Source organism: Lysinibacillus sp. CD3-6, from assembly GCF_006351725.2.
GTDB lineage: Bacteria > Bacillota > Bacilli > Bacillales_A > Planococcaceae > Lysinibacillus.
Genome location: NZ_CP085880.1, coordinates 4,506,318 through 4,531,922, shown reverse-complemented (window position 1 = coordinate 4,531,922; position 25,605 = coordinate 4,506,318). Strand labels below are relative to the sequence as shown.

The following is a 25,605-nucleotide window of genomic DNA, read 5'->3' as shown; positions in this document are numbered from 1 at the left end:
AACGGGCTTATATCATAGTTTTTCAAACAAATAAAAAACGCCAAAGCGTAATTGATATAAAGCCAAAGAGGGGTGTCTAGATGAAAAAATTACTTTTTACAAGCTTACTCACGATTAGTATGCTAAGCGCATGTACTACAAATGAGGATGAGAAAGTGAACGAGCAAGACCAAACACAGCAAAACAATACACAAGAAGAGCAGCAATCGAATGAAAATGAGCATGCAACAACTGAATCAAATGGTGAGGACACTGTTTCTTCTGTAACACAGGCAGAAGCATTAAAAACGATAAAAGAGCAGCTTGGCACAGAACTGGCAGTAGTAATGCCAAATAATCTTCCGCTTACAAAGGGGAATTTTTTAACGGCAACAACGAATGGCACTGATACACAGGCTGAAATACTATTTCTAGAAAGCAAAGAATATATTCCTGTTAATGATGTGAAGCTAAAAAATGCTTCAGCTGCTACACCGATTGCCAAGCTTACTGTAAAGCTATTTGACAGTGTAGATGAAGCAAACAAACAAATTGCTTATGAAGACTATAGTAAAAATGGTGGGCAACAAGTAGCGCTCGGCTACAATATTAATGGCTACCAAGATGCAGGCGCTGGCTCGTTATGGACTGGCTGGAATGAGGGGAGATGGGCCATTGCTACTCATACCCGAACAGATAATCCAGACGCTGGAGTAGATTTAGCGAAACAAGCAGTAGAATATTTAGAATCCCATACGCTTCCGATTCCACATGAGAACGGCATGGTACATTTAGACGTCTATGAATCAGGAAACTTAATCGTATGGCAAGATGGAAAACTAGTCTATACCCTTGATTCGATAAAGGATCCAATGAAGGCATTAGCAATTGCATCAGCCTTTAATCAATAAATCAAATTCCTTGAGCGGCAATTGCGCTCAAGGAATTTTTTTGTTTATTTACTTTTCAGCCTCATCTACTAGTAGCGTATACTCTGCTACTCTATTTTGCCATGCTTCCATTGGAAACTCCTTATGCACAATACCATTTAATAGGTCCGACAATTGCTCCAAGCAAATATGCCAACCCGCTAAATCTTTAGGTGTATGGTCAGATAGCTGACCAATTGTTTCACGCAATATTAATATAGAGCCATCATCACAAGTTGCCGATAGCATAAAGCGTACACTATCCTTGCCCCATTCAAATTCTAGTACCTCCTGCTCAATATAATCCGTAATCGCCATCTCTATAAAGGCATCTGTTCCATTATTCATATTAAAACGCATGTTACCATTTTTCTTAAGGTCAACCATTTCTAAATTGCTCATCCATTTTTGAAGTTTGCCATTGTCTGTTAGTACCGCCCAAACTTCACTAATTGCATGTGACAATGGGCAAGTAAATTGAGCGATGTAGACGGATTGGTGTTTTTGAATGGTAGCTAGCATAAATATCCTCCTTGAATTTAAGGCTATTTGACCTTTTATTTATGAAAGACTGCTTGGAATAATCTGGTCACTCCTTCTTGTATTTCATCTTTCTTTAAATGGCCAAATCCTAAAATAATTCGATTGTTATGGTTTCCTTTACTAATGGAATGATCTTCAACTGGATATACTTTCACCCCAAAGTGTTCAATTTTTTCAAGTAGTGCTCTTGAGAAGTTGATGTTTTGTATTTCCACAACAAGGTGCAAACCTGTAGAATAGCCTAAAATTTTTATTCGATTTGAAAAGGTTGTATGTAAACAATCGATAAGAAAATCTCTATTGTTTTTATAATACTTCTTCATTTTTGCAATATGTCGCTCTAAGTATCCCTCTTTAATAAAGCGAGCTAGAATTAGCTGTTCCACCGAAGGCGTATGTAAATCAGAGAACCATTTAAGTTGACGGCATTTCTCAACAAGGTCTATTGGAAGAACCAAATAGCCAATTCTTAATGCTGGCGAGAGAATTTTACTAAACGATCCAACGTAAAGAACACGATTGGGGTCTAATCCTTGTAAGGAGCTTACGGGAGGACCTTCATATCTAAATTCGCTATCATAGTCATCTTCCACCAAATAACACTGTTTTTGTCTTGCATAGTTTATTAACTGAATCCTGCGTTGGATTGGTAAAGTACCCCCTAATGGAAACTGATGAGAAGGGGTAATAAAGACGAATTTTGGCTGTTGATTATGTGGTAATAAGGATGTTCTCATACCAGATTGATCAACTGGAATTGCATAAATAGAAGCGCCAGAAGATGTAAATATTGTTTGAATATCATTTGTAATCGGGTCTTCCATAATAGCGATATCATTTGCTGATAATAATAATCTAGCAATGATGGTTAATGCCTGAGTAGCACCAGAAGTTATGACTATTTGTTCTGGATGGCATTCGACACCCCTTGTCCGCAATAAATAGTTGGCTAATACATCCCTTAATTCGTATCGACCTTCAGGTAGGTCGTAACCAAAAAGTGTAGGATTCGTATCATTCCATATACGATGAGATAATTTTGCCCATGTTTTACGCGGAAATAAACTTAATGCAGGAATGCCCGAACGAAAATCAATTTTCATTTCTTCCTTTTTTTCTTCCGTTCTGTTCTTTAATACAACTTTGTTAGATTGAGTTAATAAGGCACCATCTGCAACAAATGTACCAGAACCTCTATAGGAGACGATAAATCCTTCTGCTATTAGTTGGTCATAAGCTTCTAATATTACATTTCTAGACACACTTAACTCGGAACAGAGTTTACGTGTTGATGCCAACCTCTCGCCACCTTGTAAAGTGCCATTTAAAATTTTTTCACGAATTTGTTGATAGACCTGTTTATTTAAAGGTATATCTAATGCTCTATTTATTGGTATCCACAGCATGAATATTCGTCTCCTTCTTCAAATTGGTACCGTTAAAAAGTATAGTAAGTGGTTCTATTTTTACCAATATTACCATGATACAGTAACTTTAAATAATGAATAGGAGCTGAAAAAATGAAAAGGCCAGAAGAATTAGTTACTCAAGCATTGAAATTGGCTGCAAGAAATAATCAAATGAAAAATGATTTGCAACAATCGAAAGAACTTTATCCACTATTATCGAAGGCTGCAAGACGCTATGTAGCAGGGGAAGAAAGAGCGGAAGCCATTTCTATAGCAAAAAATTTTCTTGCTAAAGATTATCAAATTTCACTTGAGTTTATTGGAGAAAATACTGTCAATCTGGAGGAATGTCAAAAGGCTACAAACGAATTTATGAAGTTGATTGAAGAGCTTGGTACTTTAGCTATGGGGCAAACTGTATCATTTGATTTATCGCATATTGGATTGTCTATAAACAAAGAGATTGCTTATAAACACCTACTTCAACTTGTTCAGCAGGCAAAAAAATACGGCATTATTTTAATGATTAGTATGGAGGAATCCTCAAAGACGGATGATATTCTTAACATATATAAAAAGATAGCGATCGAATACAACAATATCGGCATCACGTTACAAGCTCATTTATACCGAACTGCGTTGGATATACAGGAGCTTGTTCAATATTCTGGGAAGATAAGAATCGTGAAAGGTGCTTTTCAAGAGCCAAATACAATTGCATTGAAGCGATCAGAAGAGTTGAATCGTCGCTATCTTCAATATGTAGATCAATTAGTTAAATTAAATCATCCTATTTCAATAGCTACGCATGATGAATCCATTATACAAGTGATGGAACAACGACAATATTTCCAGCAAACGAATGTAGAAATTGAGACGCTTTATGGAATTCGACCAGAGTTAATTCGGGGTTTAAAAGAAAAAGGATATAACGGTAAGGTATATTTGCCGTATGGTCAGGATTGGTATTTATATTTATGTCATCGTCTTGCCGAAAATCCAGAGAACCTATATTTAGCAGTAACGGACATGTTAAGTACAGTATTAGTAGACAGCAGTGAAGATTATTGAAGAATCAAATCATTCCTATTATCAATATAAGCCTTGCTATGAGTATAGTAGGAAGCTCTGTTGTTGCGGGTAAACTCATTGTTCAAAGTTTCCCTGTATTTCTTGCTTCTGAACTGAGGTTTTTAGTGGCAACAATCATTTTAGTGCCGATATTATTAATAGCTGAAGGTATGCCTTCAATACGAAAAAAAGACTATCTCTTGTTATTTTTACAAGCATTATCAGGTGTGTTTTTATTTAATATTTTTATGCTTTATGGACTGACGCAAACGACAGCAACTGAAGCAGGTTTAATTACAAGTACTGTCCCTGCCTGTACGGGGTTGCTGTCATTTTTTCTATTGAAAGAGAAATTAACAAAGAATATTGTATTGGGCATATGCATTGCAATGATGGGAATTACGACGATTCATGCTCCTGGGATGTTTGGTATTTCTAACACTCCTCATATATCAGTAGTTGGTAATCTACTTGTATTTGGTGCAATTATGTGCGAGTCATTGTTTATTATCGTTGGGAAATTTATTTCCCAACGTGTTAGTGCGTTAGCTATTTCTACAATTGTTTGCTGTTTTGGGACAATATTATTTCTACCATTTGCTCTATATGAAAGTAGGCAGTTTGCATATGAAAAAGTGTCGTTTGCTGAATGGGGTATAATTCTTTATTTTGGAATCGTTGTAACGGTCATCGCATTTATTTTAATGCATCTGGGGATAGCAAAAGTGTCAGCGAGTATGGCGGGCATTTTAACGAGCTTTTTGCCAATCAGTAGTATTGCGTTATCTTCTTTGTTGTTAGGTGAAGCGATTACTTCTGTTCAATTAATTGGATGTGTACTAGTTTTAGTTGCCATATTTTATCTATCAAGACAACCAGCAACTAAATAAGTGTTTTGAAGAGCAGGAAAGAAGAAAACAGGAGGAATGGGTATGGATTATCAACAAGCTTTAACACGGTACATTGACGCAACAAATACGCATGACTTTAATAATGTCAAAGCGCTATTACACCCACAAGCAGTTTATTGGTTTACTGATAAAACATGCACAACGCTAGTGGAGATAGAAGCTTATTTCAATCATGCATGGCATGTCATAAAAGATGAAGTTTATCGAGCGGCAAATGTTCAGTGGCTTACCGTTGATGAAACTACCGCTACCTGTATTTATACATACCATTACGAAGGATATCATAATGGCACATTTGTATCAGGGAGCGGGAGAGCAACAAACGTATTTACTGTAGTAAATAATGAATGGAAGCTTATTCATGAGCATTTAAGTAGCTAGTGCAGTTGGCATTGGGCACCCTTTTGCAATCAACCCTCTTAATCTAGCTTTGCTGCATAAATGCGTGAGCTTTCGCCCCAAGGATGATAGCCAGTACCGATATGTGAAAAGCCATAGCGCTCATATAAGCCAATATGGTCTGTACAAAGATACAGATGTGAAAAACCGTGTTGCTGAGCATCCTTTTTAGCTTGCTCTAATAGCAATGCTCCATAGGCATGCCCGCGATAGTTTTCTTCAATATATACCGCACATACCCAAGGATATAAATCCATACGACTAATAAAATCATTCGTTATTAAACCTGCACAGCCAATAATTTCATCATTGTCCATTAATAAATACCACTGCGGAAGTGGTGCCTGCGCTTCAATGCAATGTGAAATACAATCCTCATAGAGCATCATAGTTTCCTCACTTGCCCATTTGCTTTGTATATAGCTGGTCGCCATTAGAGCATAACGAGGCTCCTCACGTACAGAAATAATTTTCATACTCACACCCCTTTGAAAAATAATAGCATACAGTTATTATTGTAATAAATGGAAACGTTTATAAGCAATACTAAACCTATGGGAGGGGCAATAAAGGTGCAAATTAGATCCGCGGGTATACATGATATTAAAGCTTTAACTTTGTTAATGGAGCAGCTTGGCTACCCAACGACAGAGGACAAAATGATGCAAAGATTTCAAGCTTTAGCAGCCAATCCAAGCTACCATACATTAGTTGCTGAAGTGGATGGATACGTAGTTGGGATGGCAGGGTTATGCCATAGCTTGTTTTATGAGCATGATGGTTGTTATGTACGCATTGTCGCCTTTGTCGTAGATTCTAACTATCGCAGAAAGGGCATTGGACAGAAGCTACTTGAAGCGATAGAATACTGGGCAGTGGAACAGGATGCATCTGCACTTGTGTTGAATAGCGGTAATCGTGAAGAACGTATTGCTGCGCACCACTTTTACAGACAGCAGGGCTTTGAAGGGAAAAGTACAGGCTTTAGTAAGCCGTTAAAATAGCGAAATATCAAGGAGTTTGATGGAATGGAGCGGTTATTAACTGAAAGTGATTTAATAACGTTAATTGAGTCAGATACATGGATGATGACTATTTTACGCTGTGTCGAGCAACTACAATTACCTGACTGCTGGGTATGTGCTGGATTTATTCGTTCAAAGGTATGGGACCATTTGCATGAATATAAAGATAGAACGCCTTTGGGGGATATTGATGTCATTTATTTTGATAAACAATGTATCTCAGAACAACTAGAGAAGCAATATGAGCAGCGATTGTTACAATCCTTACCAAAAGAACCGTGGTCTGTGAAAAATCAAGCTAGAATGCATGTTATTAACGATAGTGAACCCTATCAATCTGCCGTTGATGGCATTGCGCATTTTCCTGAAATACCAACAGCGATTGGCGTAAGGCTTACACAAGGTGCACTGGAAATTGTAGCGCCCTATGGCACACACCAATTGCTGTCGGGCATTGTTGCGCCTACACCTTATTTTGATGAAAATACACATTTACATGATATTTATCAAAAGAGGATACATAACAAACAATGGCAAAAGGTGTGGCCGAAACTAGCATTCGTATCCTCGATATAGCGAAAGGTGCTGACAAAATTGCAGTCAGAAAAGAAGCAAATCATTATGCATTATGAAAAATCGATACTGTGGCTAGAGCGACTTTCGGATGTTACGGACAAGCAGTGGCGTTTGCCAATCCAACAAGGAAAATGGACTGTGGCCGAAGTTATTGGACATCTAAGCCCGTGGGATGAATTTGTATTGCATGAACGAATTCCCTTTCTCTCGACACAAGAGCAGATGCCTAAGGGGCCCAATGTGGAACAGATGAATGATAAAGCAGCCAGCATTAGTCGTTTGCAAAGTATGGAGCAAACATTGCAAGCGCTACTTAAGAATCGGCGTTTACTGTTAGAGGCGATTGTTCATTTAACGGATGAATTGTGGCAGCAACGCTTACAAATAGGGCGTTCGGAGCTTACATTGTACAGTTATTTTTCAGGGTTAGTCGAACATGATCGGCATCATTTTTCACAAGTTCAAAATGTTATAGGTGAGATGGAATGGAAATAAATATAAATCACATTATTGATTATTATGCACAGGCAACTGTGAATTTCGTTGATATTTTTACAAATAAAATGGAACCAAATCTAAAAGATATAGGGCGTACAACAGCGCCAGGGAAATGTGGATTAGTGTTCCCACTGGCAGGCAGAGCGTCTTTTAGTTTTAATGGTACCCCCTATCTAATGGAGCCAGGAATGGTTGTCCATGCAGGGCCGCAAATGCCAATAGAAATTCAGACGATTGGTGATAAGGCGTGGGAGTATGCGGTAGTCCATTATCATCTACCAGCAGAAGAGGTGGCTCTTTATCCATTAGCAACACAGCATTTCTCAATCAAAACAGGTGAGCACTCAAAAATGATAAATCTCGTGCAACAACTAATAGAAAGCTACGCAATGCCAGGGAGTATGGCAACATTTAAATCAAAGTCGTTATTTATGAATTTAGTAGAAGCGATATTAATTTCGGCAAAAATGAAGGTGCTTGATACAGCAAATGAAATGATGGAGCAGGTAATACAATACATACACGAGCATTATTCGAAACCATTGTCGGTGTCGAAAATTGCACAGGAATTCGGTGTGGAGCGTCGGCGATTTGCCTATCTTTTTGAACAGCATACAGGTATGAATCCTAGTAGCTATTTAACAGAATACCGCATGCGGAGGGCAAAGGAATTGCTACAATTTTGTGACTCTACTGTAGCTGAAATTGCTGAATGTATAGGCTATGTTGATAGCTTTTATTTTAGCCGTGTCTTTAAAAAAAGTACTGGTATGTCTCCAACAGCATATCGCAAAGTAATGCTAGAAGAAGCTAAGTATGTTTAAAGAAGTCAATAGAAAACATCGTTAAAAACCCGTAAACCCGTGGAACGCATCATTAATAGCTGGATAAAAAGTGTTAGATTGATTGCAGTCAATCTAACACTTTTTCTTTTATGATTAGTCTCTTTTTTTTAAAATACATTCGGCAAAAATCCATATAGAAAATAAAATTGTCCATTCACAACTATTTTTCTCTTTGGTAGGATAGAATTCGTAAATGATAATGACTATCAATTAAATAATCAATTGCTATTGACATATAAATGAAAATGATTATCATTATCGTTAGTAGATAAAAATAATGAGGAGAGATTCATTGTGAATAAATATATTAAAATGTGTGCACCTGCACTTTTAGCACTATCCCTTGCTGCGTGTGGTACTGATAAAGAGGAGTCCACACCTGTCAAAAATGACACAGCCGAAACAAGTACGACTGCAACGCAAACGGAACAAGCGTCAACACAAAACATTACATATTTAGGTGAGACATATGAACTGCCAGCAAAGGTTGAAAACATTGTAGCGGCAAGTTTAGAGTCTATGGAAGACGCGGCAATGCTTGGTATCAAGCCAATTGGTGTACTTGACATTGGTGGGAAAATTCCATCATATCTTTCAAAAGAATTAGAAGGTGCAACACTAGTCGGCAATAAAATGGAGCCGAATGCTGAAGCAATTTTAGCCCTTGATCCTGATGTTATTATAGGTACTTCAAAATTCCCTGAGGAAACGGCTGAAAAACTTAATAAAATTCAAACAATGATTCCTTACTCACATATTTCAACAAACTGGAAAGAAAATTTAACACTCCTTGCACAGCTTACTGGAAAAGAAGACGATGCTAAAAAGATTATTGCAGACTATGAAGCGAAAGTAGCGGATGCTCAAGCTAAATCAAAAGAGCAACTAGCGGACAAGGAAGTATTAATTATTCGCTTACGTGGCGGTGTTATGTACATCTATCCTGCAGGCGTTTACTTAAATCCAGTACTTTATGAGGATTTAGGTGCACCAGTACCTGAAATTTTAAATAATACAAAAGCGCAAGCGGAACTTTCACTTGAAACGTTAGCAGAGATTGACCCAGATGCGATTTTCTTACAATTTGAGGAATCTGAAAATACAGATGCTCCGAAAGCATTAGAAGATTTGCAAAAAAATCCGATTTTTGCAAGCTTAAAAGCAACAAAAAGTGAACAGGTTTTCGTCAATGCCATTGATCCTCTAGCTCAAGGTGGTACTGCTTGGTCTAAGGTTAAATTCCTAGATGTCGCAGCGGAAAAATTACTTAAATAGAAGCAAGTAGGCTGGTAGTAGAATTGGTGCAAGCACCGGGCTATTACCAGCCTTTTATAAGATACAGATTAAATAGAAAAAGGTGTGGCAGGTGAAAAAATCAAACATAGTATCATTTTCTATATTAGTAGCTTCACCTTTCTTAATTGCGATTGTGGCTTTAATTTCTGTCATGTACGGCACAAAGGATATTAGCACCTTAACCGTATGGCAATCACTTACGGCATTTGATGCTGGGAATATTGATCATCAAATTGTTCGAACTAGTCGTATTCCTAGAATTTGCGCTGTCTTACTAGTAGGTGCGTTTTTGGCAGTAGCTGGTGCGGTTATGCAAGGTATTACACGAAATTATTTAGCATCTCCGTCATTAATGGGCGTTAATGATGGCTCTGCATTTGTTATTACAATAGCAATTGTATTTTTTCCAGGACTTCCAAATTACCAAATGATTTTGCTATCTATGCTCGGCTCTGCACTAGGCGCTGGCATCGTTTTCGGTTTTGGCTCTCTAATCCGAAATGGACTTTCTCCAGTTCGGTTAGCGATTATTGGAACAGTAATAGGTACATTTTTGAGTAGTATAGCGACAGCAATTGCAATGTATTTCCAAGTGTCGCAGACGGTTAGTGCTTGGTATAACACCAAGGTACATATGGTAGACAATGATATGCTCATGCTATCAATACCTTTTGGATTAATTGGCCTTATTCTTGCATTAATATCGGCAAGGGCAATTACAATTACCGCATTAGGTGACGATATTGCCGTAGGACTCGGACAAAAAACAAAAGCAGTAAAAATTGTGAGTATGCTTGCAGTTGTATGTTTAACAGGAACTGCCGTTGCACTTGTCGGAAAAATAGCCTTTGTTGGGCTCGTTATTCCGCACATTACACGTTTCCTCGTAGGTGTTGATTACCGTTTTATCATTCCATGTGCAGCAGTAATAGGAGCGTTCTTTTTAGCACTTTGCGATGTGCTTAGTCGCTATGTGAATTATCCATACGAAACGCCAATTGGTGTATTAACAGCGCTAGTCGGCGTCCCATTTTTCTTATACTTAGTTCGTAAGCGCGGAGGTGAAAAGCATGCATAAAAAAACTTCCCGTGCAGTTATGATGACGGTTGCTATACTTCTATTATTTATTTTAGGGGCAAGCTACCTCCATATTACAAATGGCGTTTTTGATATGTCGGTAATAGATGTATTAAAAACACTCCTCCGCATTGAACCAAACCCGAAATTTGATCTTGTCATTTTTGAATTTCGTTTACCACGAATTGTTATAGCAGCACTTGTTGGTGTCGGTCTTGGGATGGCAGGTGTCGTATTGCAAGGCATTACACGCAATGGCTTGGCAGACCCAGGGATTCTGGGTATTAACGCTGGTGCGGGTGCTGCAGTAGTTATTTTTATGTTTTTCTTTCAATTCCGTGTAGTGACAGCGGATATTCATAGCTGGTTATCTATTTTAATCATGCCGATTTTTGGTTTTGTCGGTGGTACGATGGCCGCAGCTTTAATTTTTTCATTTGCTATAAAAAATGGTCATTTAGATATGCAGCGGTTAATTTTAACGGGTATCGCTATTAATAGCGGATTTGGTGCGTTATCGCTGTTTCTATCTTTGAAAATGAACGCACAAGATTATGAATCCGCAGCAGTATGGATGGCTGGTTCTATTTATAATGCTAATTGGATTTTTGTTGTATCCATGCTACCATGGCTTCTTTTGCTAGGTTTTTATGTTTATCGGAAATCGTATTTACTCGACTATTTTCAATTAGAAGAAGACAGTATTACTAGCTTAGGCATAGCGCTTGAAAAGGAGAAAATTAAATTATTATTAGCGAGTGTTGGCTTAGTGAGCGCCTGTGTCTCCGTATCTGGAAGTATTGGCTTTATTGGCTTAATGGCGCCTCATATTGCGAAACAGCTTGTTGGCATTCAACATCGTTATGTTATGCCAGTAAGTGCTTTAATAGGTGCGTGCCTGCTTGTGTTCGCTGACTTTATTGGTAAAACGGTCTTTGCACCTTCAGAGCTAGCAGTTGGGATTGTTGTTTCGATTATTGGTATTCCGTACTTCTTATATTTACTAGTGAAGTCAAAAGCATAGGAGGAAATAGTGTGCAAACTGCATTTAGAATGGAAAATTTGTCCTCAGGTTATGAGCATGTTCGTGTATTTGAAGGATTGAATTTAACGATAGAAGAAGGAAAAGTGACAACGATTATAGGCCCTAATGGCTGTGGAAAATCAACCTTATTAAAAACAATAGGGCGCATTTTAAAGAAACAACAGGGAACGGTTTATTTACAGGAACAAAATATGCAAAATTTGTCGACGAAAGAAATTGCAAAAAAGTTAGCCATCTTATCACAAACACCTATTGCACCAGGACAGTTAAAGGTAGAGGAGCTTATCGCTTACGGTCGGTACCCACATCGTAATAATGTCAATCGCTTAACAAAGAAGGATGAAGAAATGATAGAGTGGGCCTTAACGGTCACGAATACATTGGAGTATCGCAACCGAGAGCTTGCACAGCTTTCTGGAGGTCAACGTCAGCGTGTTTGGCTAGCAATGGCATTAGCACAAGAAACGAGTATTTTGCTGTTAGACGAGCCAACGACTTATTTAGATATGGCGCATCAGTTAGAAGTTTTAGATATCGTCAAAAATTTAAATGAACAACATAACTGTACGATTGTCATGGTTTTGCATGATATTAACCATGCAGCAAGATATTCAGACCATCTAATAGCAATGCGTCAAGGAGTTATAATGGAGACGGGAACACCACAGGAAATTTTATGTGAGGACGTTATGCGAAAAGTGTTCAATATTTCGGCAAGAATTATGGAAGACCCAGCAACAAACACCCCCGTATGCTATGGCTATGATGTGTTAAAGGAGGAAGATAAATGACAGTAGAACAAGCAATGAACATAAATGACTTTAAATCTATTGAAATGACTTCGAAGTTTACAGATTATACGTATACGATAAACATCTATGTACCTCAAGGGGAAATACCTCAAGGTGGCTTTCCTGTTTTATATGTATTAGATGGATCTTCATACTTCCATTTAGTGAAGGAAGCAGTTCGTCTACAAAGTCGAAATGCGCCTAAAACAGGCATCGTACCTGCTATTGTCGTCGGTGTAGGACATGGGGCTGATATGCATGAACGACGTTTTTATGATTTTACAGCACCAGCCGAAACGTATAGCTATCCTGCAAGATTTAAAGGAAATGGCTATGATAAGCATGGTGGTGCGGTGGGCTTTAGTCGCTTTTTACAGGAGGAACTAAAGCCACAAATTCAACAGCAATTCCTTATAAATGAACAGCAACAAACTTTATTTGGTCACTCTTTAGCAGGTTATTTTGTGTTGTGGCAATTATTTAATGAAAAGTCTAGTTTCCAACGCTATATCGCCATTAGCCCTTCCATTTGGTGGAATGAACACGAATTATTCCATAAAGCAAATGTATTTATGAAAGAGCACAAGCAAGTGAACGAACATTTATTTATCGGTGTTGGAGAGCTAGAAACTTTTATGGTAGATGATGGACGGCAAATGACAAATGAGTTAGAGAAAATAATGGGCATTGAATTTTATGAAGCATTAGAAGAGAATCATGCGTCTGTCGTACCGACTGTAATGAGTAGAGCAATACGTTTTATGAATAAAAATTAATTTTGTAACCGCATTATCTTTAATAATGCGGTTTACTTATGGATAAAAATTCAATATTATGTATTTATAATCAAAGAAGGGGTGTGACATAGATGAGGGTACTTTTAGCAGATTGTCGGGATGCACCAGTAGTGCATAATTTAATGCTTCAGGCTTTTAAAGAATACGAACATGCAACGCCACCCTCCAGTGCATTAAGTGAAACAGTGGAATCCATTGAACAGGCGCTAAATAAAGGTGAGCAAGCTTTTATTAGTTATATGGAAGATCAACCAGTAGCAATGGTTCGATTTACGTTAAATGATGAAGGTATTTATTTCTTTCGATTATCTGTCATTCCACAAATGCAAGGTCAAGGGCTGGCTAAAGCATTAATAGCGAAGCTTGAAGATTATGCACGTGCACAAGGGAAAAGGATTAGTGAATGTAAAGTGCGTATGAATGTTCCGCGAAATATTGAGTTATACCGTTCGTTAGGATATGTTATCACTAAAGAAATGTTAGGAGAAAATCGTAATGGCTTTTCTCTTCCGATAGTAACAATGGAAAAGAAACTTTAGGGGGAGTGCATTTGAAGAAAAAAATAGGCTGTTTGCACGCACATTATTCGAATATAGACTATATAGAGCAGGCATTTCAAAGCTTTCAGGACATAGAGCTTAAGCACTTTGTTGATCCTGGACTTATTCACCATGTAGCAAAGGGTACTTGCGATTTGTCATTAAAGGTGAAGGAGCAAGTAGAGTGGATAGCCAGCTGTGATGTCGATGCCATTTTAATTACGTGTACGAATTATATTGCGTTATTGCAGGAAGATCAACTGTCATTATCCATACCTATGATTAAAATTGATGAACCCTTTTTTAAAACGATTTGCGAAGTGACACAACCACAAATAATACTTTTTACAAACCCTGCCACTGTAGATGGAACGATGGAGAGGCTTTACCAATATGCTAAGCTACATAATAAATCGATAAATGTTCAGGCGCAGGTCATAGCCAATACATTCGAACTTATTATGCAAGGGGAAAAGCAGGCATACAACAATGCCATTTTGCAATATTTCCAGGAAATAATGAACGATAACCTGTTCATTTCTGTTGCGCAGCTTTCGATGGTCGAAGCGGCTCAACAATTTGAAAATGAGTTCGACATGACGATTATACATCCTTTGAAATCATTAGTAGAATTTGTGAAGAAATAGGATAATCGCCGATAAAAATGCTGTAATCGCCGATAGACCTCAAGCAATCGCCGATAAACCTCAAGCAATCGCCGATAAACCTGAAAGTATCGCCGATAGAATTTTTAATTCAAATGAAATGAAACTTCTAAATTGGTAGTATAATGAAATGAGAAAGAGAAATGGGGGAGAGCTAAATGAATGATTTACGATATCCGATTGGACAATTTCAATTTCCAGAAGTAGTGACCGCACAGCAAGTAAAAAAATGGATTGATGATATCCGTCTGTTGCCGAGACAATTAGCGGAGGCATTAAGTGGAGCAAGTGAACAATCATTAGCAAAATCCTACCGGGAGAATGGCTGGACTGTAACGCAGCTAGTCCATCATCTAGCGGATAGCCACATGAATAGTTTTATTCGCTTTAAGTTAGCTTTAACCGAAGATACACCGAAGATTAAACCCTACAATGAAGTGGACTGGGCAATGCTTCCAGATTCGGATATGCCAGTTGCGACTTCCTATAGGTTGCTTGAAAGTTTACATGAACGTTGGGTTTATTTGCTGACAACTTTAACAAGTGAGCAATTACAACGAGCTTTTCAACATCCAGACAGCGGGCTAATGACGCTTGAAAAAGCACTCGCTCTCTATGCATGGCATGGAAAGCATCATCTTGCCCATATACAGAATGCTCTTGCGAAATAGAAAAAAGGCGACTTATCCTCACTGCTGAGGAAAGTCGCCTTTTTGAATTTTGACTATTCAAATGTGTGTGTGGATTCTTTAGTCGAATAAACTGCGAAGTTAAAAAGTTAAATTATAGAATTGTAATACCTGCACTTGCAGTACCTGTAAGTACTTGAGCAATAGCAACACCAGCTGTAGTAATGGAGTACACCATTACTAGTTTGTCACCAGCAGCGACTGGAACTGGTGCAAAACTGCCTGAACCAAATGCAGTAGCACCTAGCGCAATTAAGCCTGTAAATGGAGGAGCTAAGTTAACAGTAGCAGTTGTAGCTGTATAAACCGAGCTTCCAGCAGGTGCACGATAGATTGTAGCCGTAACTGTAGTAGTGCCCACTAACGTAACGGCAGCCGTAGCCGAGAATGATGCAGAAAGGCCTGTAATACTACCAGCACGTGGCACTGTAAATGCTTCTGTTATTATGCCAGTTAAATCAAGTGTTTCTCCAACAAGCGTAACGCCAGGAACGGCAGTACCGAATCCGATAAGGGACGGTGTAGCAATTAAACCAGTCACTAAAGAAGTTAACACAACAGGTGTAACCCCAGAAGAGAATGGAATAATAGAACCTTCTGTAGTTGGCTGTATTGGTGGAATGCATGCAACATCAACTGCTAAAAATGGACCGAAGTTTGGGCAATCCATATTACCAGATCTTGATGAGCAACCACATCCATTAGGATCATTTAAGAACATATTTACACCTCCTTTCTTCATTATTCTATTCGTAGAGGTATAAAGTAAAAGGGCTATTAACTACATACATAAAGCTATTTTTACAATACAAGTAAAAGAGAATAATCACCTGTAAATGCTGCGAATTAGTCTATTGTCTATATAAAAATTCATACACTAATATTATATGTTCAACATTTGGATAAGTTATTAAAGTGCACATGGAAGCAATTTAGAGTATTTGGACGAAAAAAAGTCCAATATGTATTTGGTGATACCTATTGGACAGTACATATAGGAATAGAGATAGCTAATTTCATATCGTTTAATGAATATTCCTCCGCGTTTTCAAACTAATTGCGTCTGCGGAATAGATTGAAAAACAAAGAATTTTTTTCTTTCTTCGGTTCTTCCTCCGCTTCTTCATTAATGTCTAAGTTTTCTGGTTCGTTATTGAAGTCCAATTGTGCAATACTTTCTTCCATTACATCACTCACTTCGCCTATAGGAGAAGGCTCCACCTCAATTATTGAAGTTGCAGGAACTATAGAAGAAGCTTCGATAGTTGTCACGTTATTTGTAGTAGGCGTAAAGGTTTCTGTTATCTCCAAATCATCTGCAGTAGGAGTAGAGGGTTCTATAATGTCCAAGTCATTAGCAGTAGGAATAGAGGCTTCTATAATCTCCGTATCATTAACGGTAGGAGCAGCGGTTTCTATAATGTCCAAGTCATTAGCAGCAGGAACAGAAGCTTCTATGATCTCCGTATCATTAACGGTAGGAGCAGAGGCCTCTATGATGCCCAAGTCATTAGCAGTAGGAGTAGAGGCTTCGGTATTCTCCAGTTCATTAGCGGTAGGAGCAGTAGCTTCAGTATTCTCCAGTTCATTAGTAAGAGGAGCGGAGACCACTGTATTGTCCAATTCATTTGCTAAAGGAGCTGTAATATTATTTGCATCTACAACGCTGACTGGAATTCCTTGTGTGTCAGTTGCATTTTTAAAATGAAATGTGGATTCTGCTGTATTATTTCTATATAAACCATTATAAATTTGGCTTGGATGTGTATTAATTGATTGAAAATAATGCTGATTAAAATGGCGTTCTTCCTGTTTTTTCACGGCATTTTCATTAGCAGTATAAGGGATCCCATTGTTCATATTAGAGGCTTTACCTGCCAAGCTTTGAAGGAATTTATAACTTGGTTCATTGGTAGGTAATGATGGTTGTACAGTCGTTTGTGCTATTTGTTCTAGAAGTTTTCTTGAAGGAAGGGCTATTTTTTTTGCGGTATTTTCTTCAACAGTCGTTGGAGTATTTTTTGATGGTTCATTTTCTTCTACTATTATTAATTTATTCAGTACGGCTAAAATTTCATGATTCATCTCTTCAATTACTTGATTCAGTGATTCTATTTGGATGGATAAATGCTTGACTTGCCCTTCATATTCTTTAATTTGCATACTTTGATTACCTTCCATTGTTTCTGTAAGTTCCTCTAGTTGCGCGACTTGTGGCTTAAGCTCCTCAAATTCATTTTTCATAAATAAGTAATCTTCAATTGAAGTACCCGTTTTTAATGTTGTTAACGTTTCTTTATAACTATCGATTTTTTCCTTTAGTTTTTCAATGTCTTGAGTGGAGTACAACTTAGAATCTTCCATTGCATTTCACCCCTTTCAGTCCATTATATTTTATTAAAAAACTTTACTTTCTGTTACAAATCATTTGCACATAAGAGTGAAGAATTGCATTCATTATAAGTAGTAGCAACATTACCACTTGAATAATAATCATGGAAATTATTTGTTAGCCCATGCACGTAACGCTAAAAATCATATGCTACAAACGAAAGATAAAAAACTTATGGAGGTGTCAAAAGGATGCAAGATAATATGCCATCCCAGGCAAGCGAACTAATTTGTATAAATGTGGATAAGGTTTATGACTGGATTGTAAAAGAAATGTCATTTGATATTTCTCCAACGGGTGCAATTACATTCCCAGGCATTACACCGACTACAGCTTTAACAGGTGCAATTGTTACATGTAGAGTAACTCCTGCTACGACAAACCCAATCGTAATTTTAAGTCGTGAGAATCGTCAATTCTCTATTGATGGATCAACAGTTTGTCTGCAACACTTAAATATTCAAAAGAATTTTGTTCTGACAATTGTTGTTACTTTACCAAATGGAACTATGTACACAAGTAGTGAAATTCCAGTATCACGTTGTGAGCAAGTTACATTATGCGCGCCTAAAGGAACAGATGTGGAAATCCTTTATACAGACTTAGATTGCTTCGTGTGTACAACAGGTACGCTTACTGCTGGTACGGGAACAATCACGTTTTCTGCGTTAACAATTACAGTAGCTGTATGTCAAAGCATTCAGTCTACATTCCCTGTAACTGTTGAATTCTTAGCAAATTACTGCGACCCAAGAGCAGATTTACCATTCTCATGTCCGTCAACGGTTCGTCCTAAGCAATGTTCCGTTATTTTCCCAACGGTTTGATAATGGTGCTAACAGATAAATAAAAGTCATACCTTAAAGAGAGGATTATCCTCTCTTTTTTTTAGTTTTGTTACATATTATATAGGCAAGGGGGCACTAATTATGAATACTCAAAAAGATTCTATAGAAGGAAAAATAAAGGATCTTAAAGAGCAAACGACTTTTTATATCCATGAAATAAAAAAGCTAGTGGAAGAACAGGGCTTTCATAAAAATGTAAGTGTCATTAGTTATTTCACAACTTCACTTAATATTTCTTATGATGCAGAACAGGAAAGTTTATGTCTTGGTTCATATCATATTCGCAATATAGGTAATCAACCATTAACAAATCCTTATTTGTGCATCAAACTACCTGAAGATTCTCCGTTTTCCTTCTCGGGAAGGTATGTATATGAGCATTTTAATCAAAATTTAAAAACAACGGGTAGTTGGGAACGAATAAATGATACTTCTAATAATGCAGAATTTTGGCTTAAACCAATAGGTAAAACAACAATTGAGCCAAATGAGACGATCTCTTTTACTAATTTCCAAATAAAATGGTCCCATAATTTATCCTATGCGGGTACTATAACAGGCTTTACATATTGTGATGAGCTGCAAGACGGTGTCTTAGTGCTAAATCCTATTAATCTTAATGGAATTAATGTTGGACAGGAGGGAAGTGATGAGTGAGTTAGAAGGACAAAACGTAGAAGCAAGTTTAGACCAAATTGTACGTCATTTTATGAGTGATCAGCTTCATAATGTCTCGGACTTACGAAAGGAGGGGGATAATAGTTTTGCATTTCTTGAAAAAAGCACGTTGCAATTACTGCTTTCCCATTTATTATCAGGAGATAGAGCACCTGTAGAAAATTTAACGGGGCAGTTCGAATTGCGTGTTATAAACGAACTCGATGATTTGATAGCTAATAATAAAGTGCAATTTGAGGAAATAATGGATTATTTGAAAAAGCTATCGTGATAGGAGGTACTAACGTGGATAATCAAAGCGTTAAAAATAACGATCCTATACAGCTCCAGCAAATGATTATTTTTTTAAGAGCGGAACTTGCGAAATATAAAAATGAAATAAATAGACTTAGAGATAGCGATTATTATTCACTCGTACTTAGACTAGAGCGGGAAAATGTTCATTTAACGAAACGTAATAAAGAGCTTTCAATGGATCGAATGAAATTAAAAAGAACGAATGAGAAGGAAGCCAAGGCTTATTATGAGGATATACAGAGAAGGGAAACTCAACGGAAAAAGCACATTTCTTCGATAGATACATTATTAAGAGAGATAGAACATTTGCGTTCTGAAAATAAAGAATTACGGCAAATAACAAAGACTACCGAGGATGAGTTGCTTTCTATTAAAGGTGAATATGTATTAGAAGAAAAGAAGGCAATGGAAAGTTTCGAAATACAGTTAAGTACATTTACAAAAGCAGCGCATGAAAAAATGAATACTATAATCGAAGCTATACAGAGACAGGACGAAAATAATGTACATGATTATTTAGTTAAAGCATTAGCAGAAAAAGACAATGAAATTAATAGATTAACCATGGAATTAGTGGATATTAAAAACAAAAATAAAAGTGCTGAAGCATTAGATGGTGACAATACGAAAGTGAACGCTAAGTTGCTTCATAATCTAAATGCTAAAATTGAAAAAATAATAGCTCAATCAAATGATTTTGAGGCACAACTAGACAAGAAAGTTCGAATGCTTAATGACATAGAGCAACAATTGACCGAGCTTGCAATAGAAATTAATGTGAATGAAACTACGTAAAAAGCAGGTTGTAAAAAATAAATAAAGTCAAGCTGGAGTTTGTAGCGGTAGAAAACACTCCTGCTCAGAACGCACACAACGTAAGACGCAGCAGATCGCACGCAAGCGAGGATTGCGGCTTACGTTGTGCTGAGCGGAAAGCGACCGCAATAGTGGACAATAACGGTCGCAGCAAGTGTTTTGTCTTAGTCCCAGCCGCAAGCTATTTTTATTAACTTTTTTATTTTGTTTCTCGGTGTAATGTAACACGCTTCAAACGTGGGGAATATTTTTTTAGCTCCAGTCTTTCGGGGCTATTTCGTTTGTTTTTTGTTGTGATGTAGTTTTTATCGCCTGTTTCTGTACAAGCTAATGTAATTTGCACACGCATAGTTTCAACTCCTTTTTAAATAGTAATCATTACGATTTATACAATATTATTTTTTTATACTATTGTCAATGTGCAGTTCACAAAAAGTTAAACATTGCATTTTCAGCTTCTCTATGGTTAAAATACAAAATGTAAATAGTAATGATTACGATTTAAGGAGATTGGAAAATGACAAAGAAAATTCCAGTGACAGTTTTAAGTGGTTATTTAGGTTCAGGTAAAACAACGATGATGAATCATGTTCTTCAAAATGAGAAAAATATGCGTGTGGCAGTTATTGTCAATGATATGAGTGAAATTAATATTGATGCAGAACTGATTGCAAGTGGTAGTGGTATTTCTCGAACAGAGGAAAAGTTTGTAGAGCTCTCCAATGGCTGTATATGTTGCACGCTACGTGAGGATTTATTGCAAGAGGTTGAACGCCTAGCGATGCTTGGAAATATTGATTATATATTAATTGAGTCGACGGGAATTAGTGAACCGATACCAGTTGCACAAACGTTTAGTTATTTGGATGAGGAGCTTGGAATAGATTTAACACAGTTTTGTCAGCTCGATACGATGGTGACTGTAGTGGATGCACACCGTTTTTGGCATGATTTTCAATCAGGTGAAAGCTTGCTAGAACGCAAGGAAGCAGTTGGTCATTTAGATGAGCGAGATGTGGCAGACCTTCTGATTGACCAGATTGAATTTTGTGATGTGCTAGTATTGAACAAGTGTGACCTCGTAACGGAAGAAGAACTTGAACGGTTAGAGCGTATTTTGCGTGCATTACAACCTGAGGCAAAGCTAATTCGTACAATAAATGGTGTAATTGAGCCAAGTGCAATTTTAAGTACAGGGAGTTTTGATTTTGAGCGAGTATCGGAATCTGCTGGCTGGTTAAAAGAATTAGAACTCGGTCATGAAAATCATACGCCCGAGACAGAGGAATATGGCATTACTTCATTCACTTATAAGCGCAAAATACCTTTCCATCCAATGCGTTTTGTGGAGTGGTGTGATAATATGCCAGAATCCATTGTTCGTGCGAAGGGTATTATTTGGAGCGCAAAACATCAGGAAGTGGCATTACTACTGTCACAGGCAGGTTCATCTGCGAAAATTGAGCCCGTTTCATATTGGGTAGCGGCATTACCAGCAACACAGCAACAGGATGTATTTTTACAAGACCCAGAGGTTTTGGAGGATTGGGATGAGGAATTTGGTGACCGTATGACACAACTAGTCATTATAGGTATCGATCTGGACAAAAGTGCAATTATTAAGGAGTTAGATGCATGTCTGTTGACAGCGAATGAGTTTGCGGAGCCATGGGAGCATCTAGAGGATCCTTTTAATTGGGAGTGGAGTTAAAGAAATAGGGGTGGCCGAATTCAGAAGTAGCATGAGTATTAAATTACGCTTACGGAATGCCAGCAACCCGAATTGAAAATCAACGTGCATATAACCATTAAAGAGAAGACTCAACACTTGCCTTGGACTCACGAATGGAAAGTAGAATACTTTAGGAGACAAGCTGAATCTACCACATTATTTTTGTGGTAGATTCTTTTTAAATACATGATTATAATTTGTCGCATCACGTAACGCTTTTTCCTCAACAGGAATTCGTACCGACAGCATCGTAATGTTCAACAGCGTAAAGCAAAATGCTGTGAAATATGCTTGAAACATAAGTGGTAAAAGAAGAATTTCCAAGCTAACAACGGCATAATTTGGGTGGCGCATAAATGTGTAGGGCCCTTTGCATACAACTTCTGCGCCAGGCAAAATCAGTATTTTCGTATTCCAATATGGTCCTAGTGAACGGATACACCAAATACGCAAAGCTTGCACCAGAAGAAATAATAAGAAAAATAACGGGAATAAGGACGATGGACCGTTTTTATTTGAAACTACCTCAACAATAAAAAATAGAAAAAAGCTAACATGCATAGCAACCATGTATGAATAATGGGAGGCACCAACCTCATAGGCTCCTTTGGCAAGCATCCATTTTTCATGACGTTTTGCTATTAAAACTTCAGCTAATCTTTGTAGAATAACAAGAATTAAAATAATGTAAAAAAGCATACTACTCCCTCCATTTAAGTAATACAGCTTCTGCACAGAAGCCTGGACCGAGGGCGATAAGCAACCCAATATCATCGGTTTGGCCTTTGTTTAACATAAATTGCTCTAAAACATACAACACAGTAGGAGAAGACATATTACCATGTTGACGTAATATTTCCCGAGAAATGTCGGTTTTTTGTTCAGAAAGAAATAGTGTGTCCTCATAAGCTTTTAATACTTTTTTTCCGCCAGGATGTGCAATAAAGTGGTCGAGCTGTTCACTGTATAGATGTTGTTCAAGTAAAAACTGTTCAATGAAAGGACCGAGCCAAGTCGTAATAATGGCTGGAATACTTTTTTGGAAAACGACATGAAGGCCGTTGTTTTTTATATTCCAGCCCATTACATTTTCTGAATCAGGCATCCACTTGGAGCCTGTTGTAACTATCGAAGGAATGGCTTTTTTCGTTGGTATTGCTACTTCGTCTCCACATACGAGTATGCAGGCTGCACCATCAGCGAAAAGGGAAGCGCCGATTAAATTACTTTTTGAAAAATCGTTTTGCTGAAAGGTTAGGCTACAAAGTTCGACACAGACAACAAGTACTTTTGCTTGAGGATGCGCTTTGCAATAATCATTAGCACGACTGACACCAGCAGCTCCGCCCGCACAGCCTAACCCCCATAAAGGTATGCGCTGTAACCTATCTGAGAATGGTAGCTGATTCATAACACGTGCATCTATACTTGGTGTAGATATACCTGTGCTACTTACAAAAATAATGGCATCAATATCTTCAGGAGAAATAGGTGACTTTAAAAAAGATTCATTTTGTAAGCAGGCTTGAATGACTTCAACGCTATATTGCGTTGCTAACTCTATATAAAGATTGTTACGCTCTTCGAAAGTATGCTCGCTGCGATGCCACTCAGCGGGTACACAAAAATGACGAGTCTCGATGCCACCATTATCAAATACTTTTAAATAACGCTCTAGCTTCGGGATCTTTTCGTAAAATAGCTCCTTCGTTAAGGCCTCTGCGTTTGCCTGTTGCAATGTGTAAGGTGGTTGATATGTACTGATAGAAATAATTTTTGACAAGTCAACAGCTCCTCCGTAAATAGTGGTCTTGTACATTGTATGCTTATAGGGAGGGCATACATGCTTCGATAAATATAATTGACAATTTTGAAAAATTTAGATATATTGGTAACATCTAAATCGGAAGTAGGTGATGTGACATGATGAATAGAGCCGTTTTTAACGAACTGCAATTCGGTTTGTTCAATTTCACACGCCTAAACTATGCAATTTGACCTTGTCTGTAGCGTAACTACTATTTGACAAAGGGTTATTTGTGTATTCCCTTAAACGTGCCTGTGAAACCTTGGAACTGCCGAATTGCAGTTGCAAGGTTTTTTTATGCTTATTGCGCAAAAAAAGCGTAATTGATGATAGACACATTTAGGAGGAATAACAATTGAATTTAACAACATTAGGGTTTTCAACATATTTTGAAGAGCAACTAACTGCGTTTAAAGAGGAATCAAAGTTAGCAAATTGTGTACCTGCGCGAGTTACATTGGAGCATAAGCATTCATACCGTGTGCTTGCTGAAGAAGGAGAGTGGCTAGCTACAGTCGCTGGACATTTTGCGTATACATCGCAAGCAAGAGAAGACTATCCAGCAGTTGGAGATTGGGTATTAGTCGAGAAGATGGCTGGAGAAGAAAAAGCCATTATTCATAAATTATTTAACCGAAAGTCTGTTTTTTCTCGTAAAGTTGCAGGGCAGGAAATAAAGGAACAAATTGTAGCATCGAATGTCGATATTGTGCTACTTGTAATGAGCTTAAATGCAGATTTTAATATTCGTCGTTTAGAGCGCTATTTAGTAGCAGCATGGGATTCTGGCGCAAAGCCAGTCATTGTACTGACAAAGGCTGATTTATGTGAAGATATTACGAGCATGGTAAGGGAGGTTGAGCTTGTCGCTTTTGGTGTGGATATTTTTGTAACTAGTGCACGATCAGGTGAAGGCATAGAAGCTATTCAGACCCTCTTTATAGAAGGAGTGACAGGTGCACTGCTCGGTTCGTCTGGTGCGGGGAAATCCACTTTAATGAATGCATTAAGTGGAGAAGAGCTGATGAAAGTTTCTGGGATTCGTGAGGATGATGCGAAAGGGCGCCATACAACAACACATCGAGAATTAATTGTGTTGCCAAGTGGGGGTTGCTTAATTGATACTCCAGGAATGCGTGAGTTGCAATTATGGGATCAAAGTGAAAGTCTATCCTCAAGTTTTCGCGATATTGAAGAATTCGCAGCTGCATGTCGCTATAGAGATTGTACACATCATATGGAGCCGCACTGTGCTGTGCAACAAGCTATTAGTGATGGAGCACTCGAACAATCACGTTTGCAAAGCTATTTTAAGTTGCAAAAAGAGCTTGCTTTTATTGAACGAAAAACGAATATACAAGCAAAGCTAAATGAGCAACGTAAATGGAAGCAAATTGCGAAAGGTATGAAGAAGGGGAAAAAATAGTTAAAAAGCTTTTAGAGGCAACTTCGCTATTGTGTTGCGAAGTTGCTATCTAATAAGTGAGTTAATCATTTAAGGAGTTGTCCTATGGCGATACAAAATATTAACCATTTTTTATTTTCTGTTTCGAATTTAGAGCAATCAATTGCATTTTATCAAAATATTTTTGATGCAAAGCTACTAGTGAAAGGGAGAAGCACTGCTTATTTTGATTTAAATGGGCTGTGGCTAGCTTTAAATGAGGAAGCTGATATTCCACGCAACGACATACAGCACTCCTATACACATATTGCTTTTTCTATCGATGCTGATGATTTTGAAAAAATCTATGACAAGCTTGTGTATTACAATGTCAATATTTTAGCGGGCAGACAAAGAGATGTGCGGGATAAACAGTCCATTTATTTTACAGATCCAGATGGCCATAAGTTCGAGTTTCATACAGGTACGTTACAGGATCGCCTAGAGTATTATAAAAAGGAAAAAACACATATGGAATTTTTCAATGATTAAAAATTGGGAGTGAT

The 25,605-nt window shown here is 37.7% G+C and carries 31 protein-coding genes; 23 read left to right on the top strand and 8 right to left on the bottom strand.

All coding sequences use genetic code 11. The features are described 5' to 3' along the window. Positions 1 to 80 precede the first annotated feature (80 nt). On the top strand, positions 81 to 890 hold the full coding sequence (locus FH508_RS22430) for a hypothetical protein (protein ID WP_139859639.1): 810 nt from the start codon (positions 81 to 83) through the stop codon (positions 888 to 890). Positions 891 to 938: 48 nt separating this feature from the next. Here FH508_RS22430 and FH508_RS22425 read toward each other — a convergent pair whose 3' ends face one another. Further along, a complete protein-coding gene (locus FH508_RS22425) occupies positions 939 to 1,430 on the bottom strand; it encodes an SRPBCC domain-containing protein (protein WP_139859641.1) in 492 nt (163 codons plus the stop codon). 35 nt (positions 1,431 to 1,465) lie between these two features. After that, positions 1,466 to 2,857 carry a MocR-like pyridoxine biosynthesis transcription factor PdxR gene (locus FH508_RS22420; protein ID WP_139859643.1) on the bottom strand — a complete coding sequence of 464 codons (1,392 nt, stop codon included), beginning with the start codon at positions 2,855 to 2,857 and terminating at the stop codon, positions 1,466 to 1,468. Positions 2,858 to 2,971: 114 nt separating this feature from the next. Between FH508_RS22420 and FH508_RS22415 the strand changes: the two genes are divergently transcribed. Genes FH508_RS22415 through FH508_RS22405 form a run of 3 tightly spaced genes read left to right on the top strand, consistent with a single transcriptional unit; the run spans position 2,972 to position 5,223 of the window. Next, positions 2,972 to 3,931 (top strand): proline dehydrogenase family protein, encoded by a 960-nt coding sequence (locus FH508_RS22415; protein ID WP_139859645.1) that lies wholly within the window; start codon positions 2,972 to 2,974, stop codon positions 3,929 to 3,931. Then, complete coding sequence (locus FH508_RS22410; RefSeq protein WP_139859646.1) at positions 3,928 to 4,821, top strand: DMT family transporter; 894 nt, start codon at positions 3,928 to 3,930, stop codon at positions 4,819 to 4,821. Before FH508_RS22415 ends, FH508_RS22410 begins: the two co-directional genes overlap by 4 nt. A gap of 42 nt (positions 4,822 to 4,863) precedes the next feature. Beyond that, the gene (locus FH508_RS22405; protein ID WP_139859648.1) at positions 4,864 to 5,223 is read left to right on the top strand and encodes a YybH family protein; all 360 of its coding nucleotides are present in this window, start codon (positions 4,864 to 4,866) and stop codon (positions 5,221 to 5,223) included. A 38-nt stretch (positions 5,224 to 5,261) separates the two neighbouring features. Here FH508_RS22405 and FH508_RS22400 read toward each other — a convergent pair whose 3' ends face one another. Continuing rightward, entirely contained in the window at positions 5,262 to 5,717 is a 456-nt protein-coding gene (locus FH508_RS22400) for a GNAT family N-acetyltransferase (protein ID WP_139859650.1), read from the bottom strand. A 96-nt stretch (positions 5,718 to 5,813) separates the two neighbouring features. On the opposite strand from FH508_RS22400, the gene FH508_RS22395 reads away from it, so the two are divergent. The 12 genes from FH508_RS22395 to FH508_RS22340 all read left to right on the top strand — a co-directional run bounded on the left by FH508_RS22395 (position 5,814) and on the right by FH508_RS22340 (position 15,067). After that, complete coding sequence (locus FH508_RS22395; protein WP_139860273.1) at positions 5,814 to 6,245, top strand: GNAT family N-acetyltransferase; 432 nt, start codon at positions 5,814 to 5,816, stop codon at positions 6,243 to 6,245. A gap of 24 nt (positions 6,246 to 6,269) precedes the next feature. After that, complete coding sequence (locus tag FH508_RS22390) at positions 6,270 to 6,842, top strand: nucleotidyltransferase family protein (protein ID WP_139860275.1); 573 nt, start codon at positions 6,270 to 6,272, stop codon at positions 6,840 to 6,842. Between the two features lie 18 nt (positions 6,843 to 6,860). Continuing rightward, positions 6,861 to 7,337 carry a DinB family protein gene (locus FH508_RS22385; protein WP_139860277.1) on the top strand — a complete coding sequence of 159 codons (477 nt, stop codon included), beginning with the start codon at positions 6,861 to 6,863 and terminating at the stop codon, positions 7,335 to 7,337. Further along, on the top strand, positions 7,328 to 8,164 hold the full coding sequence (locus FH508_RS22380) for an AraC family transcriptional regulator (protein ID WP_217270340.1): 837 nt from the start codon (positions 7,328 to 7,330) through the stop codon (positions 8,162 to 8,164). The genes FH508_RS22385 and FH508_RS22380 overlap by 10 nt, the downstream gene beginning before the upstream one ends. Positions 8,165 to 8,479: 315 nt before the next feature. Beyond that, on the top strand, positions 8,480 to 9,460 hold the full coding sequence (locus FH508_RS22375) for an ABC transporter substrate-binding protein (protein ID WP_305068703.1): 981 nt from the start codon (positions 8,480 to 8,482) through the stop codon (positions 9,458 to 9,460). 91 nt (positions 9,461 to 9,551) lie between these two features. Next, positions 9,552 to 10,559 carry a FecCD family ABC transporter permease gene (locus FH508_RS22370; protein ID WP_173479313.1) on the top strand — a complete coding sequence of 336 codons (1,008 nt, stop codon included), beginning with the start codon at positions 9,552 to 9,554 and terminating at the stop codon, positions 10,557 to 10,559. Further along, entirely contained in the window at positions 10,552 to 11,583 is a 1,032-nt protein-coding gene (locus FH508_RS22365) for a FecCD family ABC transporter permease (protein ID WP_173479314.1), read from the top strand. Before FH508_RS22370 ends, FH508_RS22365 begins: the two co-directional genes overlap by 8 nt. 29 nt (positions 11,584 to 11,612) lie before the next feature. Next, positions 11,613 to 12,395, top strand: a complete 783-nt coding sequence (locus FH508_RS22360) for an ABC transporter ATP-binding protein (RefSeq protein WP_173479415.1) — start codon at positions 11,613 to 11,615, stop codon at positions 12,393 to 12,395. Further along, on the top strand, positions 12,392 to 13,171 hold the full coding sequence (locus tag FH508_RS22355) for an alpha/beta hydrolase (protein WP_228134198.1): 780 nt from the start codon (positions 12,392 to 12,394) through the stop codon (positions 13,169 to 13,171). Before FH508_RS22360 ends, FH508_RS22355 begins: the two co-directional genes overlap by 4 nt. 92 nt (positions 13,172 to 13,263) lie before the next feature. Beyond that, on the top strand, positions 13,264 to 13,731 hold the full coding sequence (locus FH508_RS22350) for a GNAT family N-acetyltransferase (RefSeq protein WP_173479315.1): 468 nt from the start codon (positions 13,264 to 13,266) through the stop codon (positions 13,729 to 13,731). Between the two features lie 5 nt (positions 13,732 to 13,736). Then, on the top strand, positions 13,737 to 14,378 hold the full coding sequence (locus FH508_RS22345) for a hypothetical protein (RefSeq protein WP_173479316.1): 642 nt from the start codon (positions 13,737 to 13,739) through the stop codon (positions 14,376 to 14,378). Positions 14,379 to 14,554: 176 nt separating this feature from the next. Beyond that, positions 14,555 to 15,067 (top strand): YfiT family bacillithiol transferase, encoded by a 513-nt coding sequence (locus FH508_RS22340; RefSeq protein ID WP_139860199.1) that lies wholly within the window; start codon positions 14,555 to 14,557, stop codon positions 15,065 to 15,067. A gap of 112 nt (positions 15,068 to 15,179) precedes the next feature. Here FH508_RS22340 and FH508_RS22335 read toward each other — a convergent pair whose 3' ends face one another. Continuing rightward, positions 15,180 to 15,806 (bottom strand): exosporium glycoprotein BclB-related protein, encoded by a 627-nt coding sequence (locus tag FH508_RS22335; RefSeq protein ID WP_139860197.1) that lies wholly within the window; start codon positions 15,804 to 15,806, stop codon positions 15,180 to 15,182. A 332-nt stretch (positions 15,807 to 16,138) separates the two neighbouring features. After that, complete coding sequence (locus FH508_RS22330; protein WP_173479317.1) at positions 16,139 to 17,449, bottom strand: hypothetical protein; 1,311 nt, start codon at positions 17,447 to 17,449, stop codon at positions 16,139 to 16,141. Between the two features lie 219 nt (positions 17,450 to 17,668). Here FH508_RS22330 and FH508_RS22325 point away from each other — a divergent pair, with 219 nt between their 5' ends. The 4 genes from FH508_RS22325 to FH508_RS22310 all read left to right on the top strand — a co-directional run bounded on the left by FH508_RS22325 (position 17,669) and on the right by FH508_RS22310 (position 20,095). After that, on the top strand, positions 17,669 to 18,304 hold the full coding sequence (locus FH508_RS22325; protein WP_173479318.1) for a BMQ_0737 family morphogenetic spore coat protein: 636 nt from the start codon (positions 17,669 to 17,671) through the stop codon (positions 18,302 to 18,304). A gap of 102 nt (positions 18,305 to 18,406) precedes the next feature. Next, positions 18,407 to 18,982: a hypothetical protein gene (locus tag FH508_RS22320; protein WP_173479319.1), complete on the top strand. Its 576-nt coding sequence runs from the start codon at positions 18,407 to 18,409 to the stop codon at positions 18,980 to 18,982. Then, positions 18,975 to 19,274 carry a hypothetical protein gene (locus FH508_RS22315; protein WP_173479320.1) on the top strand — a complete coding sequence of 100 codons (300 nt, stop codon included), beginning with the start codon at positions 18,975 to 18,977 and terminating at the stop codon, positions 19,272 to 19,274. Before FH508_RS22320 ends, FH508_RS22315 begins: the two co-directional genes overlap by 8 nt. Before the next feature lie 14 nt (positions 19,275 to 19,288). Beyond that, positions 19,289 to 20,095 (top strand): hypothetical protein, encoded by an 807-nt coding sequence (locus FH508_RS22310; protein ID WP_173479321.1) that lies wholly within the window; start codon positions 19,289 to 19,291, stop codon positions 20,093 to 20,095. A gap of 220 nt (positions 20,096 to 20,315) precedes the next feature. Here FH508_RS22310 and rpmG read toward each other — a convergent pair whose 3' ends face one another. Beyond that, complete coding sequence (rpmG, locus tag FH508_RS22305) at positions 20,316 to 20,465, bottom strand: 50S ribosomal protein L33 (protein ID WP_173479322.1); 150 nt, start codon at positions 20,463 to 20,465, stop codon at positions 20,316 to 20,318. 168 nt (positions 20,466 to 20,633) lie between these two features. Between rpmG and FH508_RS22300 the strand changes: the two genes are divergently transcribed. Beyond that, positions 20,634 to 21,827, top strand: coding sequence for a GTP-binding protein (locus FH508_RS22300; RefSeq protein ID WP_173479323.1), 1,194 nt, complete (start codon positions 20,634 to 20,636; stop codon positions 21,825 to 21,827). 177 nt (positions 21,828 to 22,004) lie between these two features. Here the strand turns inward: FH508_RS22300 and FH508_RS22295 are convergent, their stop codons facing one another. Both FH508_RS22295 and FH508_RS22290 read right to left on the bottom strand, forming a co-directional pair. Continuing rightward, positions 22,005 to 22,547, bottom strand: coding sequence for an isoprenylcysteine carboxyl methyltransferase family protein (locus FH508_RS22295; protein ID WP_173479324.1), 543 nt, complete (start codon positions 22,545 to 22,547; stop codon positions 22,005 to 22,007). 1 nt (position 22,548) lies between these two features. Beyond that, positions 22,549 to 23,631, bottom strand: coding sequence for a type III polyketide synthase (locus FH508_RS22290; protein WP_139859676.1), 1,083 nt, complete (start codon positions 23,629 to 23,631; stop codon positions 22,549 to 22,551). 379 nt (positions 23,632 to 24,010) lie between these two features. Here FH508_RS22290 and rsgA point away from each other — a divergent pair, with 379 nt between their 5' ends. Together rsgA and fosM are read left to right on the top strand one after the other, a co-directional pair. Beyond that, the gene (gene rsgA / locus FH508_RS22285) at positions 24,011 to 25,081 is read left to right on the top strand and encodes a ribosome small subunit-dependent GTPase A (RefSeq protein ID WP_139859672.1); all 1,071 of its coding nucleotides are present in this window, start codon (positions 24,011 to 24,013) and stop codon (positions 25,079 to 25,081) included. A gap of 84 nt (positions 25,082 to 25,165) precedes the next feature. Continuing rightward, on the top strand, positions 25,166 to 25,591 hold the full coding sequence (gene fosM, locus FH508_RS22280; RefSeq protein ID WP_139859671.1) for a FosM family fosfomycin resistance protein: 426 nt from the start codon (positions 25,166 to 25,168) through the stop codon (positions 25,589 to 25,591). Positions 25,592 to 25,605 lie beyond the last annotated feature (14 nt).

What these genes read in the sequence shown, in the direction of transcription:
- FH508_RS22430 (WP_139859639.1), top strand. Translation starts at nt 81, where the DNA reads ATGAAAAAATTACTTTTTACAAGCTTACTCACGATTAGTATGCTAAGC.
- FH508_RS22340 (WP_139860199.1), top strand. Translation starts at nt 14,555, where the DNA reads ATGAATGATTTACGATATCCGATTGGACAATTTCAATTTCCAGAAGTA.
- fosM (WP_139859671.1), top strand. Translation starts at nt 25,166, where the DNA reads ATGGCGATACAAAATATTAACCATTTTTTATTTTCTGTTTCGAATTTA.
- FH508_RS22320 (WP_173479319.1), top strand. Translation starts at nt 18,407, where the DNA reads ATGAATACTCAAAAAGATTCTATAGAAGGAAAAATAAAGGATCTTAAA.
- FH508_RS22360 (WP_173479415.1), top strand. Translation starts at nt 11,613, where the DNA reads ATGGAAAATTTGTCCTCAGGTTATGAGCATGTTCGTGTATTTGAAGGA.
- FH508_RS22365 (WP_173479314.1), top strand. Translation starts at nt 10,552, where the DNA reads ATGCATAAAAAAACTTCCCGTGCAGTTATGATGACGGTTGCTATACTT.
- FH508_RS22315 (WP_173479320.1), top strand. Translation starts at nt 18,975, where the DNA reads ATGAGTGAGTTAGAAGGACAAAACGTAGAAGCAAGTTTAGACCAAATT.
- FH508_RS22405 (WP_139859648.1), top strand. Translation starts at nt 4,864, where the DNA reads ATGGATTATCAACAAGCTTTAACACGGTACATTGACGCAACAAATACG.
- FH508_RS22415 (WP_139859645.1), top strand. Translation starts at nt 2,972, where the DNA reads ATGAAAAGGCCAGAAGAATTAGTTACTCAAGCATTGAAATTGGCTGCA.
- FH508_RS22335 (WP_139860197.1), bottom strand. Translation starts at nt 15,806, where the DNA reads ATGTTCTTAAATGATCCTAATGGATGTGGTTGCTCATCAAGATCTGGT.
- FH508_RS22400 (WP_139859650.1), bottom strand. Translation starts at nt 5,717, where the DNA reads ATGAAAATTATTTCTGTACGTGAGGAGCCTCGTTATGCTCTAATGGCG.
- FH508_RS22300 (WP_173479323.1), top strand. Translation starts at nt 20,634, where the DNA reads ATGACAAAGAAAATTCCAGTGACAGTTTTAAGTGGTTATTTAGGTTCA.
- rpmG (WP_173479322.1), bottom strand. Translation starts at nt 20,465, where the DNA reads ATGCGTGTGCAAATTACATTAGCTTGTACAGAAACAGGCGATAAAAAC.
- FH508_RS22420 (WP_139859643.1), bottom strand. Translation starts at nt 2,857, where the DNA reads ATGCTGTGGATACCAATAAATAGAGCATTAGATATACCTTTAAATAAA.
- FH508_RS22295 (WP_173479324.1), bottom strand. Translation starts at nt 22,547, where the DNA reads ATGCTTTTTTACATTATTTTAATTCTTGTTATTCTACAAAGATTAGCT.
- FH508_RS22390 (WP_139860275.1), top strand. Translation starts at nt 6,270, where the DNA reads ATGGAGCGGTTATTAACTGAAAGTGATTTAATAACGTTAATTGAGTCA.
- FH508_RS22355 (WP_228134198.1), top strand. Translation starts at nt 12,392, where the DNA reads ATGACAGTAGAACAAGCAATGAACATAAATGACTTTAAATCTATTGAA.
- FH508_RS22350 (WP_173479315.1), top strand. Translation starts at nt 13,264, where the DNA reads ATGAGGGTACTTTTAGCAGATTGTCGGGATGCACCAGTAGTGCATAAT.
- FH508_RS22325 (WP_173479318.1), top strand. Translation starts at nt 17,669, where the DNA reads ATGCAAGATAATATGCCATCCCAGGCAAGCGAACTAATTTGTATAAAT.
- FH508_RS22425 (WP_139859641.1), bottom strand. Translation starts at nt 1,430, where the DNA reads ATGCTAGCTACCATTCAAAAACACCAATCCGTCTACATCGCTCAATTT.
- FH508_RS22380 (WP_217270340.1), top strand. Translation starts at nt 7,328, where the DNA reads ATGGAAATAAATATAAATCACATTATTGATTATTATGCACAGGCAACT.
- FH508_RS22330 (WP_173479317.1), bottom strand. Translation starts at nt 17,449, where the DNA reads ATGGAAGATTCTAAGTTGTACTCCACTCAAGACATTGAAAAACTAAAG.